Raw genomic sequence first — 16,308 nt, 5'->3', positions numbered from 1 at the left:
CGAACGGGCTGCGAAGCAGCCCCTTACCGCCCAGGCACCAAGCGCAAGGTACTCTGCGCCGGAATCACCCCCATCTGCGCCCTCTGGTACTGCCCCTGCACATACCCCTCGGCCTGGTCCGAGTAATGCTGGTCAAACGGCACCCCACTCTGCCCAATCGGGTTGCTGGTCAGCGCCTGCCCGGCATCGGCAAAATCCACCAGCCGCCGCGTCGACGGCCCATAGGTCACCGGCCACGGCGCCGGGCCGATCTTTGCCGAGAGGTTGTTCGGCACTTCATGGGTACCGGGCGCGGCGAACGGGCCAACGTTGAACAGCAGGTTCAGCGGCTTTTTCACCCCCAGTGGATGGTTGTGGGTCAGGGTATGGGCCTTGCCCCACTGCCAACTGGCCGGGTCGCTGCCCAAGGTATCGCGCAGGTGCTTCAAGCTGTTCTGCCAGGCCATGCGCACGATGGCAGTACGGTCGGTGCGCTGGTTGCCACCCCGGGTGTTCCACCAGGGCGAATCGGCATTCGCTGCCAGGCGCGGCAGGGCGGCGTCGATGGCGCGGGTGCTGATCAGCACCGGGAACCAGGTGTCGCCCAGTTCATCATGCAAGGCCGCGAACGCCAGTTCGTAGAGGAACTGGTTGAACAGCGTGGCACTGGTCGAGTCCAGCGGGTAGTCGCCAACCCAGGCCGCCAGTTGCTCGACCAGCTCCTTCTCTTCATCACCTTCGGCCACTGCGCGCAGCGTCGCCAGCAGCGGGGCAAGGGTGCGCGGGCCATGGTCGCTGGCGGTGTCCAGCTGTAGCGCCTGGCTGTTCTGGGTGTCCCACTTCACCTCGGGGTTGGCCAGGTGGCGGTCGAGCTGGCTGCCCCGGTCAGGCAGGTTGTAATAACCCGGTATCGGTACTGAGGCCGGCGGCTGGTAGTTGGCCGAGGCGATATAGCCGCGCGCCGGGTTCTCCTGCTGCGGGTTGACGCTGAACGGGTAGAAGCCGAGCTTGTCGGCCTGCGCGCTGGCGCCGTCGAGGATGAACGCCGGGTCGACCCCGTCGGGGCGGATCGGTAGTTTTGCCGCCGCCCACCAGCCGATATCACCACGGGCATTGGCCCAGACAAAGTTCAGGCCCGGGGCGTGGACCTTGGCCGCGGCTTCGCGCATCTTGCCCAAGGTGTCGGCACGGTTGAGCTGGTAGAAGCCTTCGAGGATCGGGTTTTCGGTTTCCAGGAACGCCCACCACATGGCAATCGGCGTAGGCCCGGCGGTGGCGCCCAGTACGTCGTTGACGATCGGCCCATGGGGCGAACGGCGCAGGCTGAGGGTGACCGGCTGCTCGCCCTTGACGGCAATGGTCTGCTCGGTCTTTTCCAGCGCCTGCCATTTGCCATCGACCATGACCTGGTTGGCGTCGGCCGGGTTGGTGCGTTCGGCGATCAGGTCGAGGTCGTCGTTCTGGAACATGGTCAGGCTCCAGCCGAAGTCACGGTTGTGGCCGAGCAGGGCGAACGGGTTGAGCGCCTGGAAGTAGCCATACAGGTTGAAACCGGGCGCCGACAGTTCGGCTTCGTACCACACCGCTGGCACTGCGAAGCCGATATGTGGGTCGCCGGCCAGCAGCGGCTTGCCACTGCGGGTGCGGCTACCCGAAATCGCCCAGGCGTTGCTGCCTTCGAACTGCGGGATGCCGGCGTCGCCCAACGCTTCATGGCTGAGGCGGGCGAGGGCCTCCAGGCTTTGCCAGTCGGCAGCGGCCAGCGGTGCGCCAAACGCGCCCTCGGGCTGCCAGCCAAGGTCGAAGATGTTCAGGTAGTCAGGGCCCAGCTGGTCGCGGATGTAGGTCAGCGCCGGTTCGGTGCGGAACGCGGCGGCGAAACTGTAGGCCAGGTAGCCGGCGATGCTCAGGGTGTCCTCGGCGGTGAACGGGCGTGGGGTGATGCCGAGCAGGTCGAATTCCATGGGCTTGGGGTGGCTGGCCTGCCAGCTGTTTACCCCGTCAAGGTAGGCCTGCAGGGCCTGCCAGGCAGGTGACTGGTGGTCCTGACGTTTGGCCATCAGTGCTGCCTGCTCGCGAATGCGCAGGCTGCGGAACAGGGTGTCGGTGGGCAGCAGCTTGTCGCCCAGCACCTCGGCCAGTTCGCCCCGGGCCAGGCGGCGCAGGATCTCCATCTGGAACAGCCGGTCCTGGGCATGCACGTAGCCCAGGGCGCGGTACAGGTCCGGCTCGCTCTGCGCTTGCAGGTGCGGTACGCCGCGGGCGTCGTAGCGCACGCTGACCGGCGCCTGCAGGCCGGCCATGGCCACCTCGCCCTCGCGTTGCGGCAGCTTGCCCTGCACGTACCAGTAACCAGCGCCGGCGGCCACGGTAACCACCACGGCCAACAGGGTCAGGCTGCGCTTCATGCAGGCTCCTTGTGCGTTCAAGCGGAAAATGTGGTCCGATCATGGGCGGATTCGCGAACAGAGCATAGCCCCAGGAAGGAGTTTCCATGTCCCTCAGCGAAAAACAGAAAATGCTTACAGGCCAGCTCTACCACGCTGGCTGCCCCGAGCTGCAGGCGGAGCAGATCGCCAACAAGCACTGGATGCACCGTTACAACAGCAGCGTTGAACTGCTCAACGACGCACGCCATGAGCTGTTGGTCGAGCACTTTGGCAAGGTTGGCGAAGGCGTGGTGATCCGCCCGCCTTTCTATTGCGACTATGGCTACAACATCAGTGTTGGCCGCAATACCTTCATGAATTTCAACTGTGTAATTCTCGACGTGGTGCCGGTGCATATCGGCGACGACTGCCAGATCGGCCCCAACGTGCAGATCTACGCCGCCGACCATCCGCTCGATCCCGAGGTGCGACGCAGTGGGCTGGAGAGCGGGCGGCCGGTGATCATTGGCAACAATGTGTGGATCGGCGGTTCGGCGATCATCCTGCCGGGGGTGACCATTGGCGACAACGCTGTGGTCGGTGCCGGTAGCGTGGTGACCCGGGATGTGCCGGCCGGTGCGACGGTGGTGGGCAACCCGGCTCGGGTCCGTCAGCCTGCCCAAGGGCAATAGCAGCCGATTGCCAGGGTATTGGATGCGCTGACCTGCCGGTCGTCGAGCAACGCCTTGATGATGGGCTCCACGAAACTGTTGCTGGCGTTGCACACCGCGCCTTCGCTGTAGGGGCCGAAGTAGGCCAGGTGGCCTTGCCGGTCCCAGATGGCCACGGCCGGGGAGGCGGGCAAGTGTTCGCTACCGGGCAGGCTGGCGAGTGGCTTGAGGGCGGTGAGGTTGGCGGGCAGTTGGCCGTGGCTGCCGGGCTTTTGCAGTACGTGGAAGGTTACGCCCTGGTTGGCGAACTGGCTGACCAGGTCGTCCAGGTGCTGCTGGTTGCCGACATTGCACGGGCAGGCCGGGTCCCAGAAGTGCACCACGCGGATCGGACCGGGGCCGGTCAGCTCTGGGGGCAGTTGCAGTTGGCTGCCGTCGAACAGGGTGGTCTGGTTGTCGAATGGGCGCAGGTAGCGGGCCTGGAAGGCGGTGTAGGCCTGCCAGAGGATGACGGCGCCGATCAGGAGGGCGAGTGCCATGCACAGCGGTTTGATGATCCGGTTCTTCATGAAGTCTTCGCGGTCCCCTGTAGGAGCGGCCTTGCGTCGCGATAGGGGTGCGAAGCGCCCCCAAAATTTGTGTATGAAGCTGATATTGCCGGGGCCGCTTTGCGGCCCTATCGCGACACAAGGCCGCTCCTACAAGAGATCGGTGCTGGTTGATCGATGGGAGCAAGCTTGCCACGGCGCCGGCCAGAGCTGAAGATTCCAGATCAATACTTGCTTCAATGTGGATGTACCGATGCCCGCTGCCTTTCACCCCGACCGCCTGCGCGCCAGCCTGGCGCCATTGACCGCTCGCCAGCCGTTGTCGGCGCAGGCGCAGGACTACCAGCGCTTCTATGGCCTGAACCTGCCAGCACACAGCTGGCTGGGTGGCTTTCAGGCGGCGGGGTTCGACCTGGTCGGGCAGGCCTGGATCCCCGAGCAGCCGTGCGCGACGCTGTTCCTGCTGCATGGCTATTACGACCACATGGGCCTGTACCGGCATGTGATCGAGTGGGCGCTCAAGCAGGGGTTCGCGGTGATCAGCTGCGACTTGCCCGGCCATGGCCTGTCCAGCGGCGAGCGCGCCAACATCAGTGATTTCGCGGTGTACCAGCAGGTGCTGGAGGCCTTGTTCGAACAGGCGCGCACACTGCAACTGCCGCGCCCATGGCACCTGTGCGGGCAAAGCACCGGCGGTGCGATCGCCGTGGACCACCTGTTGCACCAGGGTGTGCGCAGCCCCATCGATGGCCAGGTCATCCTCTTGGCACCGCTGGTGCGGCCCCGTTCCTGGCGCTGGTCGAAGTTCAGCTATCGCGTGCTGCGCCACTTCGTCAACGGCATTGAACGGCGCTTCAGCGAGAACACCAACGACCCGGCCTTCCTGCCGTTTCTCGAAGCCGACCCGCTGCAACCACGCCAGCTGCCAACCGCTTGGGTAGGCGCCTTGATCGCCTGGGTCAAGCGCATCGAGGCCGCGCCGCGCAGTTCGCGCCAGCCGTTGATCGTGCAGGGGGAGGCTGATGGCACTGTGGACTGGCCACATAACCTCGAAGTGCTCAAGGCCAAGTTCGCCGAGCCGCAGATCCTGATGCTGCCCGAGGCTCGTCACCACTTGGCCAACGAGTTGCCGGGCATTCGCCAGCGCTACTTCGACTTCATCGACCAGCGCCTGGGCTGATCACTTCAGGTCATTGCTGCTCTGGCCAACCGCCAGGCCGGCACGGACCGCAGCCAGTGCGGCCTGGTAGTACGCCTTGCCGTCGGACGACTCGGCAAAGGTGGCGAACGCTTCCAGTTCGGCGTCGGACAGGTCGCGGTAGACGTACAGAAGCGTGTTGTTGAGGTCTTCGCCGATCTGGCTCATCAGACGCTGGCGCTGGCCATCGAGCAGGCCTTGGGCCTGGCCGCCGCCGAACAGCCCGGGGATCATCGAGCTGAGGCTATCGGCCGCCACGCCGGCGATGGCCAGGCTGACTTCGGCACCGGCCTCGCGGGCCGGCAGGGCCTGGGCCAGGTGGCCAATGATCAGCAGGCGGTCGTCGCTGGCCTGGATCTTCGGCAGGCCCTTGGCATTCTTGGCCAGTTCGTCTTTGCGAGTGGCCTTGAGCTCGGCGGCTACCACCTTGCGCCCCAGCGGCGACTGGAAGAAGGCCAGGGCGGGTGCGGGGTTGGCCAGGGTTGCACGCAGCTGCGCCTGGGCGCGCCGGTCCACCGCCTGGGCCTGGAAGCGCTGGTTGCTGTTGTTGACCAGCGCCTGGTAAACGGCGGGTGGCAAACTGTTGCGGTAGCGTTCCTGGGCAGCGCTCAGGGCATCGTTGAAGTGGGCGCGCTGGTCGGGCCAGCCGGCGGCCTTGTACAGTTGATCCAGGTTGTCTGCCCAGACAGGCATGGTGCAGATCATCAACAGAATCAGGGAAAACAGACGGCGCATTCAGGACTCCTGTCGGCAGGTGGCTATTGTCCTTGGCCCGGCGCCGGTTTGTCGAGATATCCGCGTGCTTCTCAGCCAAGTGGCGCTGTGCGCCGACAGGGCGAATGGATATGATGCGCGCCATGCACAACTCCCCTGAACACCCGATGCTTGCGGCCGTCGTCGACGATCTGGCCACCCATGGCTGGTCCCAGCAGGCGCTGTTTTTGCCTGCCGACCTGGTGCGCGCGCTGGCGGCCGAATGCCGGCGCCGTGATGCTGAAGGCGAACTCAACCCCGCAGGGGTTGGGCGCGGTGATGCCCAGGAGGTCCGCGAGACCATTCGCGGCGACCAGATCCAGTGGATCGACCCCGGCCAGGCCGAGGCTTGCGACCAATACCTGGATGCCATGGACCAGCTGCGCCAGGCCATCAACCAGGGCCTGTTCCTGGGCCTGGAAGACTTCGAATGCCATTTTGCCCTGTATCCACCAGGGGCGTTCTATCGCCGGCACCTGGACCGCTTCCGCGACGATGACCGGCGCATGGTATCGGCAGTGCTTTATCTCAATGAACGCTGGCAGCCGGAAGACGGTGGGCAATTGCGCATGTTCCTTGCCGACGGCGTCGAGCACGATGTCGAGCCTGTGGCGGGCTGCCTGGTGGTGTTCCTGTCGGGCGAAGTACCCCACGAAGTGCTGCCGGCTGGGCGTGAGCGGCTGTCGTTGACGGGCTGGTTCCGGCGCCGTGGCAATGACCCGTTCTGACCTGCCCAAGGTGCTGGTCAGCGCCTGCCTGCTGGGGCAGCCGGTGCGCTATGACGGCCGGGCCAGCGGCCACCCCGACCTGCTGCAGCAGTGGCAGGCCGAAGGGCGTGTGGTGCCTTTGTGCCCGGAGGTGGCGGGCGGCTTGCCGACCCCGCGCCCACCTGCGGAGATACCGGGTGGGCAGGGCGGCGAAGTGCTTGATGGCGGCGCGCAGGTGATTACCTTGACCGGTGAAGATGTCAGTGCCGAGTTCCTGGCCGGGGCGCAATTGGCGCTGCAACTGGTGCGCCGGTATGGCATTGGCGTGGCGGTGCTGAAGTCGGGCAGCCCTTCGTGTGGTAACCGGTTGACCTATGACGGCTCGTTCAGTGGCGTGAAGGTGGCGGGGGAAGGGGTGACCACGGCGCTGCTGCGGCGGGCTGGGGTGCAGGTGTTCAGTGAGCTGGAGCTGGATGAGGCGCAGCGGGCTCTCGGGTAATCCTGTGCCGGCCTCTTCGCGGGTAAACCCGCTCCTACAACGGGCCGCGTATCCTCGGCTTGCGCGGTCATTTGTAGGAGCGGGTTCACCCGCGAAGAGGCCGGTGCAGGCAATAAAGAGCTTACTGCCCGGTCGCAGTCTCCTGCACACCCTTGAACCACTTCTGCTCAAGTTCGGCAGTGCGCCCGCTGTCTTTCAGCCGCTGCAGCGCATGGTTCACCGCGCTTTCGAACGCCGGGTTGTCCTTCTGGAACGGAATCACCAGCTTCTTTTCACCAAACGGCAGGCTTACATCGAGCGGGCCGTCGCCCTTGAGCGCTTCGCTCGATGGGGTAAGTGCGATGTCATATTTGCCGCTCTCGACACCGGGCAGCACTTCGGCTGCGGGGGCTTCGACGAACTCGGCGCGCAAGTCCAGCTCCCTGGCCAGGTCCTGGCCGAACTCGATGTCGAAACCGGTCAGGTGATCGTCTTGCTTGAAGGCGTACGGCGAGTTGTCGGCCTGTACGGCTATGCGCAGTTCGCCCCGGTCGGCGATTTCATCGATCAGCTCCGCCTGGGCCAATGGACTGATCAGTACTGCCAGCAGTACCCCTAAGGTCGAACGCATGAATGCCCCTTTTTCTTTTAGCAGATGAGAAACTTTCGCCGCAGCTTTCTTCCTCGCCGCGGTCGAGCGCAGCCTATGACCTTGAAGCCCCGGTATTGTTTAACCCGGATTGAAATATTTATGTCAGGTGATGTTGAACCCCTGGGCGTACATTTCAACTAAGGTGAACTACCGCCGCCGCTGGATTATAGGTGGCGGTCACTAAGTGAATCACAGGAGAAGTGAATGAACAGCCTATTTTCGCGTGCTGCTGTTGCCGGTCTGCTGATGGGAGCGTCAGTGTTTGCCAGTGCCGCAGATGCCCTGAAGAGCCAGGAGCCGCCCAAGGAGGCCAAGGTCTTCATCGTTTCCCCCGCCGATGGTGCCACGGTGGACAAGACCTTCACCGTCAAGTTCGGTATCGAAGGCATGGAACTCAAGCCAGCGGGTGATCATACCCCGCACACCGGCCACCACCACCTGCTGGTGGATGTAGACAAAGAGCCAGTGGCCGACATGCCGCTGCCGACCAGCCTGATGCCAGAGGCCGGCGTTGCACTGCCAGCGGGCCCGCAGGTGCTGCACTTCGGCAAGGCGCAGACCGAAACCAGTATTACCCTGACCCCGGGCAAGCACACCCTGCAGCTGGTGCTGGGTGACCAGTTCCATGTGCCGTTCAAGCCTAGCGTCATGTCGCAGAAGATCACTGTCGACGTTAAATAGGTGTTGGATTTTTCGCGGGTGAACCCGCTCCCACAGGGCCCCCGCAGACTTTGAATCCTGTGGCCATCCTGTGTGGGTTTACCCGCGAAGCAGGCGACGCCGGTTTCACCGGCAAAAAAAAGGGAGGCCACCAGGGCCTCCCTTTTTCATGCTGCAAGCAAACTTAGAACAGTACGCGGGAACGGATGGTGCCCTTGACCTGTTGCAGTTTCTCTTGCGCCAGGTCCGAGTACTCGGCGTCAACGTCGATTACCACGTAACCGACTTTCTCGTTGGTCTGCAGGAACTGACCGGAGATGTTGATGCCATTCTCGGCGAAGACCTTGTTGATCTCGCTGAGCACGCCCGGGATGTTTTCGTGGATGTGCAGCAGGCGGTGCTTGCCAGGGTGCGCCGGCAGGGCCACTTCCGGGAAGTTTACCGAGGACACCGAAGTACCGTTGTCGCTGTACTTGACCAGCTTCTCGGCCACTTCCAGGCCGATGTTGGCCTGGGCTTCGGCGGTGGAACCACCGATGTGCGGGGTCAGGATCACGTTGTCCAGGCCGCGCAGCGGGCTTTCGAACTCTTCGTCGTTGGAGCGCGGCTCGACCGGGAACACGTCGATGGCGGCGCCGATCAGGTGCTTGTCCTTGATGGCGGCAGCCAGGTGGTCCAGTTCGACCACGGTGCCACGGGCGGCGTTGATCAGGATCGAGCCTTTCTTCATCGCACGGATTTCCTTCTCGCCGATCATCCACTGGGTGGACGGCAGCTCAGGCACGTGCAGCGAGACGATGTCGGCCAGGCCCAGCAGCTCGTTCAGGCTGGTGACCTGCACGGCGTTGCCCAGTGGCAGCTTGGTCAGCGGGTCGAAGAAGTACACCTGCATGCCCAGGTTCTCGGCCAGGACCGACAGCTGGGTACCGATCGAGCCGTAGCCGACGATGCCCAGCTTCTTGCCGCGGATTTCGAACGAGTTGGCCGCGCTCTTGATCCAGCCGCCACGGTGGCAGGAGGCGTTTTTCTCGGGGATGCCGCGCAGCAGCAGGATGGCTTCGGCCAGTACCAGCTCGGCTACCGAGCGGGTGTTGGAGTACGGCGCGTTGAACACGGCGATACCGCGCTCGCGGGCAGCTGCCAGGTCAACCTGGTTGGTGCCGATGCAGAAACAGCCAACAGCGACCAGTTTCTTGGCGCAGTCGAAGATCTCTTCGGTGAGCTGGGTGCGCGAACGGATGCCGATGAAGTGGGCATCGGCGATCTTTTCCTTCAGCTCGGCTTCCGGCAACGAACCCGTGAGGTATTCGATGTTGGTATAGCCGGCGGCTTTAAGAGTATCGACCGCGTTCTGGTGCACACCTTCAAGAAGAAGGAACTTGATCTTGCTCTTGTCGAGAGAAGTCTTGCTCATCTGCGTAAACCTGTATCCCGGAGAAAAAATGGCGAGGGGTGATGCCAGGCGCGAGGGCAGCCTTAGCATGAACAGCGGGAGGGCTATGCTAGCATACGCGACACAATCTGAGCTTATCCCGACAGGTGAAGAGTGCTCAGGGTGACTATGAATAAGTCGAGAGTTCCAGCGATGACCCACCCCGCTGCTATTGAAGAACTGATGACCCTTGTTGACCCTGGCAAGGTCCTGACTGACGCGGCTTCCCTGGAAGCCTATGGCAAGGACTGGACCAAGCATTACCCGCCCGCGCCCAGCGCTATCGTGTTCCCCAAGACTGTAGAACAGGTGCAGGCGATTGTCCGCTGGGCCAATGCGCACAAGGTGGCGCTGGTGCCTTCCGGTGGGCGTACCGGGCTTTCCGCAGGTGCCGTGGCGGCCAATGGTGAAGTGGTGGTCGCCTTCGACTACATGAACCAGGTTCTCGGCTTCAATGCCTTCGACCGCACCGTGGTCTGCCAGCCCGGGGTGATTACCCGCCAATTGCAAGCCTATGCCGAAGAGCAGGGCCTGTATTACCCGGTGGACTTCGCGTCCAGCGGCTCCAGCCAGATTGGCGGCAACATTGGTACCAATGCCGGCGGGATCAAGGTGATCCGCTACGGCATGACCCGCAACTGGGTGGCCGGGCTGAAAGTGGTCACTGGCAAGGGCGAACTGCTGGAACTCAATAAAGACCTGATCAAGAACGCCACCGGCTACGACCTGCGCCAGCTGTTTATCGGCGCCGAAGGCACGCTGGGCTTCGTGGTCGAGGCTACCATGCGCCTGGACCGCGCACCACGCAACCTTACCGCCATGGTGCTGGGTACGCCGGACTTCGACTCGATCATGCCGGTGCTGCACGCCTTCCAGGGCAAGCTGGACCTGACCGCCTTCGAGTTCTTCTCCGACAAGGGCCTGGCCAAGATCCTGGCGCGTGGCGATGTGCCGGCGCCGTTCGAAACCGACTGTCCGTTCTATGCACTGCTGGAGTTCGAGGCCAGTACCGAAGAGGTGGCCAACGAAGCCTTGGCCACCTTCGAGCACTGCGTCGAGCAGGGCTGGGTGCTGGACGGGGTGATGAGCCAGAGCGAAACCCAGCTTAAAAACCTGTGGAAACTGCGCGAGTACCTGTCAGAAACCATCTCGCACTGGACCCCGTACAAGAACGACATCTCCGTCACCGTATCGAAAGTGCCGGCGTTCCTGCGTGATATCGACGCCATCGTCGCTGAGCATTACCCGGATTACGAAGTGGTGTGGTACGGCCATATCGGCGACGGCAACCTGCACCTGAACATCCTCAAGCCCGAGCACATGAGCAAGGACGACTTCTTTGCCTCGTGCACCAAGGTCAACAAGTGGGTGTTCGAGATCGTCGAGCGCTACAACGGCTCGATCTCCGCCGAGCATGGCGTGGGGATGACCAAGCGCGACTACCTGGGCTACAGCCGCTCGCCGGAAGAAATCGCCTGCATGAAGGCAATTAAGGCCGTGTTCGACCCTAACGGCATCATGAATCCGGGTAAGATCTTCGCTCCTGAACAAAAGCAGTAATCAAAGGAGTCGGCCATGAGTTACCAGCACCAGTACGTAGACGGCACGCGCATTCACTACCCGCTGGGCAAGGTGGTGTGCATCGGCCGTAACTATGCCGAGCATGCCAAGGAACTGGACAACCCTATTCCCACCGAACCGCTGCTGTTCATCAAGCCGGGCAGCTGCGTAGTGCCGGCCGACGGCGGCTTCAAGATCCCGACCGAGCGCGGTTCGGTGCACTACGAGGCGGAAATTGCCGTGCTGCTGGGCAAGCCGCTGTCGACCCATCCGACCGAGGAAGAGGTGCTGGACGCCATTTCCGGTTACGCCCCGGCGCTGGACCTGACCTTGCGCGACGTGCAGGCCAAGCTGAAAGAGAAGGGCCTGCCGTGGGAGCTGGCCAAGAGCTTTGACGGCGCCTGTGTACTGCCGCCATTCGTCTCGGCCGGCAGCTTTGAGGATGTCACCGACATTCCGGTGCGCCTGACCGTCAACGGCGAAGTGCGCCAGGACGGCAACAGCGCGATGATGCTCAACCCGATCGTGCCGATGATCCAGTACATGGCGGCGCATTTCTCGCTGCAGCCGGGGGATGTGATCCTTACCGGTACCCCGGCGGGTGTGGGGCCGTTCAATGTCGGTGATGAGCTGGTGCTGGAACTGCCGGGTGTGAGCCGCTTCGAAAGCCGGGTGCTCTGAGCTGAATCCGCGTCGCCTTCTTCGCGGGTGAACCCGCTCCCACAGGTTTTGCGTCATCCTCAAGGGCGACGCTGTACCTGTGGGAGCGGGTTTACCCGCGAAGAGGCCAGACCTGTTTACCGATTTTTCACACCCAATCCGGATAATGCGCGGACCTACGCCCATTTCCCCAGGACCCCCGCATGCCAACACCGTCCAGCGCCCCGGCAACCCCCAAGCGTCGTTTCTACCTGCGCTGGCCCTTCGGCCTGGCCGTGGCGGCGGTGATCGGCTATGGCGTGGCCGTGGCCATGCACTGGGATGACCGCGGCGCGCTGTGGGTCAAGGAAAGCTTCGAAAGCACCGCCGAACGCAGCGAAAGCGTGTGGCTGCCGGACTACCAGGTCGACATCGATGCCAAGCGGCTGCCGGGCATGGACGATGACGAAGCCTCGGACGTGAGCTTCAACCCGCGTACCCGTACCCTGTTCGCGGTCATGGGCAAGAACCCGATCCTGGTCGAGCTGAGCCTGGATGGCGACGTGCTGCGCAAGATCCCGCTCAACGGCTGGAGCAACCCGGAAGGCGTCGCCGTGCTGGAAGACGACTACCTGGCAATCACTGACGAGCGCCTGCACGACCTGACCGTGGTCAAGGTGGATGCGCAGACCACAGTGTTGAACCATGAAGACTTCCAGAGCCATGACCTGGGCCCGTCGGTGAAGAGCAACAAAGGCTTCGAGGGCGTGGCCTGGGACCCGCTGCGCCAGCGCCTGGTCATCGGCGAGGAGCGCCCGCCCAAGCTGTACACCTGGAACACCGATGGCCGCAGCCCGCTAAAGGGCGAAAAACAGCCATTGCCCAGCGATGAGCTGGACCTGCGCAACCTCTCGGCACTGGGCGTAGACCCGCGCACCGGCCACCTGCTGGCGTTGTCGGCCGACTCCAACATGCTGCTGGAGCTGGATGAGCAAGGCCAACAGGTCAGCTTCATGACCCTGCTCGGCGGTTTCAACGGCCTGCAGGACACCATTCCGCGTGCCGAAGGGGTGGCCATGGACGACAAGGGCAATTTGTACATGGTCAGCGAGCCGGCGCTGTTCTATCGCTTCAAGAAGAACTGACAGCATCATCAGATTTGCCTGACGCTGGCATTAAGCTTTGCTTCAGCCGTTAATGGTTAGATTCGCCACCCCTGTGTCGAGTCTGCCTCATGCGCCAAATTGTTCGCCTGTTTCTTGCCATGGCCGTTGTCGGCCTGCTCCTGCTTGGCTGGGCCGGGCAGGAGTTTCGCCTGTTCGAGCGTGGCTGGTTCAACCTCAAGACCTGGTGGCAGCCCGCCGAGCAGAGCATGGGCCTGGACCTGGACCGCTACCAGGTGGTGCTGGAAGCGCAGCCGGTCGAAGGGCTGGATGACGACCTTTCCGCACTGACCTACGACCCCGACCGCAAGACCCTGTTCACCGTCACCAATGCACGCTCGGAGCTGATCGAGCTGTCGCTGGACGGGCGCATCCTGCGCCGCGTGCCGCTGACCGGCTTTGGCGACCCGGAAGCGGTGGAATACGTCGGGCCTAACAGTTATGTGATCACCGACGAACGCCAACAGCGGCTGATTCGCGTGCGCCTGGATGACGACACACTGTTCCTTGATGCCGGCGATGCCGAGCAGCTCAGCCTGGGCATTGGCCTGAACGGCAACAAGGGCTTCGAGGGGCTGGCCTACGACTCGGCGGGCAAGCGCTTGTTCGTGGCCAAGGAGCGTGACCCGATGCTGATCTACGAGGTGCACGGTTTCCCGCATGACAACCCGGAAAAGCCTTACGCCGTGCATGTGGTGCAGGACCGCAAGCGCGATTCACGGCTGTTTGTGCGGGATTTGTCGAGTTTGCAGTTCGATGAGCGCAGCGGGCATTTGCTGGCGCTGTCGGATGAGTCGCGGCTGGTGCTGGAGCTGGATGTCGAGGGGCGGCCGCTGAGTACCTTGTCGTTGCGCAAGGGCTTCCAGGGGCTGCAGGCGACGGTGCCGCAGGCGGAGGGGATTGCGATGGATGAGGCGGGGACCATTTACCTGGTCAGTGAGCCGAACTTGTTCTATGTGTTCAAGCAGGTAGCAGATTGATCGCCTGTTAGGGCCTATCCGCGGGTTAACCCGCTCCTACAAGTATCTCACCGCATTTGCAGGCGGCGCTGTATCTGTGGGAGCGGGTTCACCCGCGAAGAAGGTTACTCGGCCTTCAGGCTCTTCACGCCTTCAGCAGTACCCAGCAGCAGCAGATCCGCCGGCCGCGCCGCGAACAGGCCGTTGGTCACCACGCCAACGATGGCGTTGATCTGCGCTTCCAGCTCCACCGGGTTGGTGATCTGCAGGTTGTACACATCGAGGATCACGTTGCCGTTGTCGGTGACCACGCCCTCGCGGTACACCGGGTCGCCGCCCAGCTTGACCAGCTGGCGCGCCACGTGGCTGCGGGCCATCGGGATCACTTCGACCGGCAGCGGGAAGGCGCCCAGCACCGGCACCAGCTTACTGCCGTCGGCGATGCAGATGAAGGTCTTGGCCACGGCCGCGACGATCTTCTCGCGGGTCAGGGCTGCGCCGCCGCCCTTGATCAGGTTCAGGTGCGCGTCGCTCTCGTCGGCGCCGTCCACGTAGAACTCCAGGTCGCTGACGCTGTTCAGCTCGTAGACCGGGATGCCATGCCCCTTCAGGCGCTGGGCAGTGGCTTCGGAGCTGGCGACTGCGCCGTCGAAGGCGGTCTTGTGCTGAGCCAGGGCGTCGATGAAGAAGTTGGCGGTCGAACCGGTACCGACGCCGACAACGCTCTTTTCATCCAGCTTGGGCAGAATGAAGTCGACAGCGGCCTGGGCGACGGCCTGTTTGAGTTGGTCCTGGGTCATGCGGGCTCCGGAAGGGGCAGGGCGGTTTCAAAGTTGCCTAGTATAACGGCTCGCACGGCTTTGCTGTGGTCGCCCGACGTAGCGCTGGGGTAGACTTCCAGCCCTTGTCCCGCGGCCCAGTGATGCTTTCCCGATGCTCGAACAGTACGTCAAGAAGATCCTCACCTCGCGCGTCTATGACGTTGCCGTCGAAACCCCGCTGCAGAACGCCGGGCAGCTGAGCAAGCGCCTGGGCAACCAGATTCTGCTCAAGCGCGAAGACCTGCAGCCGGTGTTCTCGTTCAAGATCCGCGGGGCCTACAACAAGCTGGCGCAGCTGAGCCCGGAAGAACTGGCCCGTGGCGTGGTCACCGCCTCGGCCGGCAACCACGCCCAGGGCCTGGCCCTGGCGGCGCGCGAAATGGGCATCAAGGCCACCATCGTGATGCCCAAGACCACCCCGGAGATCAAGGTCGAAGGCGTGCGCTCGCGCGGTGGCAAGGTGGTGCTGCATGGCGACTCGTTCCCCGAGGCACTGGCCTATTCGCTGAAACTGGTCGACGAAAAGGGCTTCGTCTACGTCCACCCCTACGACGACCCGCACACCATCGCCGGGCAGGGCACCGTGGCCATGGAAATCCTGCGCCAGCACCCTGGGCAGCTGGACGCGATCTTCGTGCCTGTAGGCGGTGGCGGCCTGATTGCCGGCATTGCCGCCTACGTGAAATACCTGCGCCCGGAAATCAAGGTCATCGGCGTCGAGCCGGACGACTCCAACTGCCTGCAGGCGGCCATGGCTGCCGGCGAGCGCGTGGTGCTGCCGCAGGTCGGGCTGTTTGCAGACGGCGTGGCGGTGGCGCAGATTGGCCAGCACACCTTCGATATCTGCCGCCATCATGTGGATGAAGTGGTCACCGTCAGTACCGACGAGATCTGCGCGGCGATCAAGGATATCTACGACGATACCCGCTCGATTACCGAACCTGCAGGTGCTCTGGGTGTGGCGGGCATCAAGAAGTACGTTGAACTGTACGGCGTGACTGGCCAGACCCTGGTGGCCATCGACTCCGGCGCCAACGTCAACTTCGACCGCCTGCGCCATGTGGCTGAGCGTGCCGAGCTGGGTGAAAAGCGCGAGGCGATCATTGCCGTGACCATCCCCGAGCGCCCGGGCAGCTTCAAGGCGTTCTGCGAGGCCATCGGCAAGCGCCAGATCACCGAGTTCAACTACCGCAAGCACACCTCGGACGAAGCGCATATCTTCGTCGGCGTGCAGACCCACCCGGAAAACGACCCGCGTGCGGCGCTGGTGCAGAGCCTGAGCGAGCAGGGCTTCCCGGTTACCGACCTGACCGACAACGAGTTGGCCAAGCTGCACATTCGCCACATGGTCGGCGGCCATTCGGCCGGTGCCAGCGATGAAATGGTGTTGCGCTTCGAATTCCCCGAGCGGCCGGGGGCGTTGTTCAACTTCCTCAACAAGCTGGGCGGGCGCTGGAATATCTCGATGTTCCACTACCGTAACCATGGCGCGGCTGACGGGCGCGTGGTGGCGGGGCTGCAGGTGCCGGAGGACGAGCGCCACCTGGTGCCGGCGGCGTTGGCCAAGATCGGTTACCCGTACTGGGACGAGACCGAGAACCCGGCTTACAAGCTGTTCCTGGGCTGAGCGGCTAAGCTGGGCTGATGGCCAGTTCGCGGGTAAACCCGCTCCTACAGGGATATCACAGGCCTTGAGGCCAGTGCAGCACCTGTGGGAGC

The 16,308-nt window shown here is 63.5% G+C and carries 16 protein-coding genes; 10 read left to right on the top strand and 6 right to left on the bottom strand.

The window, feature by feature from the left end; genetic code table 11:
- Positions 1-23: 23 nt before the first annotated feature.
- The gene (locus ACIP1G_RS01210) at positions 24-2,387 is read right to left on the bottom strand and encodes a penicillin acylase family protein (protein WP_400732832.1); all 2,364 of its coding nucleotides are present in this window, start codon (positions 2,385-2,387) and stop codon (positions 24-26) included.
- An 86-nt stretch (positions 2,388-2,473) separates the two neighbouring features.
- Here ACIP1G_RS01210 and ACIP1G_RS01205 point away from each other — a divergent pair, with 86 nt between their 5' ends.
- Positions 2,474-3,040: a sugar O-acetyltransferase gene (locus ACIP1G_RS01205; protein WP_400732830.1), complete on the top strand. Its 567-nt coding sequence runs from the start codon at positions 2,474-2,476 to the stop codon at positions 3,038-3,040.
- On the opposite strand, the gene ACIP1G_RS01200 is transcribed toward ACIP1G_RS01205, so the two are convergent.
- Entirely contained in the window at positions 3,019-3,588 is a 570-nt protein-coding gene (locus ACIP1G_RS01200) for a DUF6436 domain-containing protein (RefSeq protein WP_400732827.1), read from the bottom strand. The two genes, ACIP1G_RS01205 and ACIP1G_RS01200, sit on opposite strands and share 22 nt — an antisense overlap.
- 232 nt (positions 3,589-3,820) lie before the next feature.
- On the opposite strand from ACIP1G_RS01200, the gene ACIP1G_RS01195 reads away from it, so the two are divergent.
- On the top strand, positions 3,821-4,747 hold the full coding sequence (locus ACIP1G_RS01195) for an alpha/beta hydrolase (RefSeq protein ID WP_400732825.1): 927 nt from the start codon (positions 3,821-3,823) through the stop codon (positions 4,745-4,747).
- On the opposite strand, the gene ACIP1G_RS01190 is transcribed toward ACIP1G_RS01195, so the two are convergent.
- Positions 4,748-5,500 carry a DUF2059 domain-containing protein gene (locus tag ACIP1G_RS01190; RefSeq protein ID WP_400732822.1) on the bottom strand — a complete coding sequence of 251 codons (753 nt, stop codon included), beginning with the start codon at positions 5,498-5,500 and terminating at the stop codon, positions 4,748-4,750.
- 113 nt (positions 5,501-5,613) lie between these two features.
- Between ACIP1G_RS01190 and ACIP1G_RS01185 the strand changes: the two genes are divergently transcribed.
- On the top strand, positions 5,614-6,246 hold the full coding sequence (locus tag ACIP1G_RS01185; protein WP_400733142.1) for a 2OG-Fe(II) oxygenase: 633 nt from the start codon (positions 5,614-5,616) through the stop codon (positions 6,244-6,246).
- Positions 6,233-6,724: a DUF523 domain-containing protein gene (locus ACIP1G_RS01180; RefSeq protein ID WP_400732819.1), complete on the top strand. Its 492-nt coding sequence runs from the start codon at positions 6,233-6,235 to the stop codon at positions 6,722-6,724. Before ACIP1G_RS01185 ends, ACIP1G_RS01180 begins: the two co-directional genes overlap by 14 nt.
- A 121-nt stretch (positions 6,725-6,845) precedes the next feature.
- Here ACIP1G_RS01180 and ACIP1G_RS01175 read toward each other — a convergent pair whose 3' ends face one another.
- Positions 6,846-7,334, bottom strand: coding sequence for a transporter substrate-binding domain-containing protein (locus ACIP1G_RS01175; RefSeq protein WP_400732816.1), 489 nt, complete (start codon positions 7,332-7,334; stop codon positions 6,846-6,848).
- 225 nt (positions 7,335-7,559) lie between these two features.
- Between ACIP1G_RS01175 and ACIP1G_RS01170 the strand changes: the two genes are divergently transcribed.
- Positions 7,560-8,036: a DUF4399 domain-containing protein gene (locus tag ACIP1G_RS01170; RefSeq protein WP_400732813.1), complete on the top strand. Its 477-nt coding sequence runs from the start codon at positions 7,560-7,562 to the stop codon at positions 8,034-8,036.
- 163 nt (positions 8,037-8,199) lie between these two features.
- On the opposite strand, the gene serA is transcribed toward ACIP1G_RS01170, so the two are convergent.
- Positions 8,200-9,429, bottom strand: a complete 1,230-nt coding sequence (gene serA, locus ACIP1G_RS01165; protein ID WP_400732811.1) for a phosphoglycerate dehydrogenase — start codon at positions 9,427-9,429, stop codon at positions 8,200-8,202.
- 171 nt (positions 9,430-9,600) lie between these two features.
- Here serA and ACIP1G_RS01160 point away from each other — a divergent pair, with 171 nt between their 5' ends.
- The 4 genes from ACIP1G_RS01160 to ACIP1G_RS01145 all read left to right on the top strand — a co-directional run bounded on the left by ACIP1G_RS01160 (position 9,601) and on the right by ACIP1G_RS01145 (position 13,789).
- Positions 9,601-11,007 (top strand): FAD-binding oxidoreductase, encoded by a 1,407-nt coding sequence (locus ACIP1G_RS01160; RefSeq protein ID WP_400732808.1) that lies wholly within the window; start codon positions 9,601-9,603, stop codon positions 11,005-11,007.
- A 15-nt stretch (positions 11,008-11,022) separates the two neighbouring features.
- Positions 11,023-11,688: a fumarylacetoacetate hydrolase family protein gene (locus ACIP1G_RS01155; protein WP_400732805.1), complete on the top strand. Its 666-nt coding sequence runs from the start codon at positions 11,023-11,025 to the stop codon at positions 11,686-11,688.
- A gap of 182 nt (positions 11,689-11,870) precedes the next feature.
- Positions 11,871-12,791 carry an SdiA-regulated domain-containing protein gene (locus tag ACIP1G_RS01150; RefSeq protein ID WP_400732802.1) on the top strand — a complete coding sequence of 307 codons (921 nt, stop codon included), beginning with the start codon at positions 11,871-11,873 and terminating at the stop codon, positions 12,789-12,791.
- An 89-nt stretch (positions 12,792-12,880) separates the two neighbouring features.
- On the top strand, positions 12,881-13,789 hold the full coding sequence (locus ACIP1G_RS01145; protein WP_400732800.1) for an SdiA-regulated domain-containing protein: 909 nt from the start codon (positions 12,881-12,883) through the stop codon (positions 13,787-13,789).
- Between the two features lie 104 nt (positions 13,790-13,893).
- Here the strand turns inward: ACIP1G_RS01145 and rpiA are convergent, their stop codons facing one another.
- Positions 13,894-14,568 carry a ribose-5-phosphate isomerase RpiA gene (gene rpiA / locus ACIP1G_RS01140; protein WP_400732797.1) on the bottom strand — a complete coding sequence of 225 codons (675 nt, stop codon included), beginning with the start codon at positions 14,566-14,568 and terminating at the stop codon, positions 13,894-13,896.
- Between the two features lie 133 nt (positions 14,569-14,701).
- Here rpiA and ilvA point away from each other — a divergent pair, with 133 nt between their 5' ends.
- Complete coding sequence (gene ilvA / locus ACIP1G_RS01135; RefSeq protein ID WP_400732795.1) at positions 14,702-16,216, top strand: threonine ammonia-lyase, biosynthetic; 1,515 nt, start codon at positions 14,702-14,704, stop codon at positions 16,214-16,216.
- Positions 16,217-16,308 lie beyond the last annotated feature (92 nt).

The organism is Pseudomonas sp. NPDC089392 (genome assembly GCF_044749595.1).
Classification (GTDB): Bacteria; Pseudomonadota; Gammaproteobacteria; order Pseudomonadales; family Pseudomonadaceae; genus Aquipseudomonas.
The sequence above is the reverse complement of the archived record's forward strand: the minus strand, read 5'-3'. Positions and strand labels throughout refer to the sequence as shown.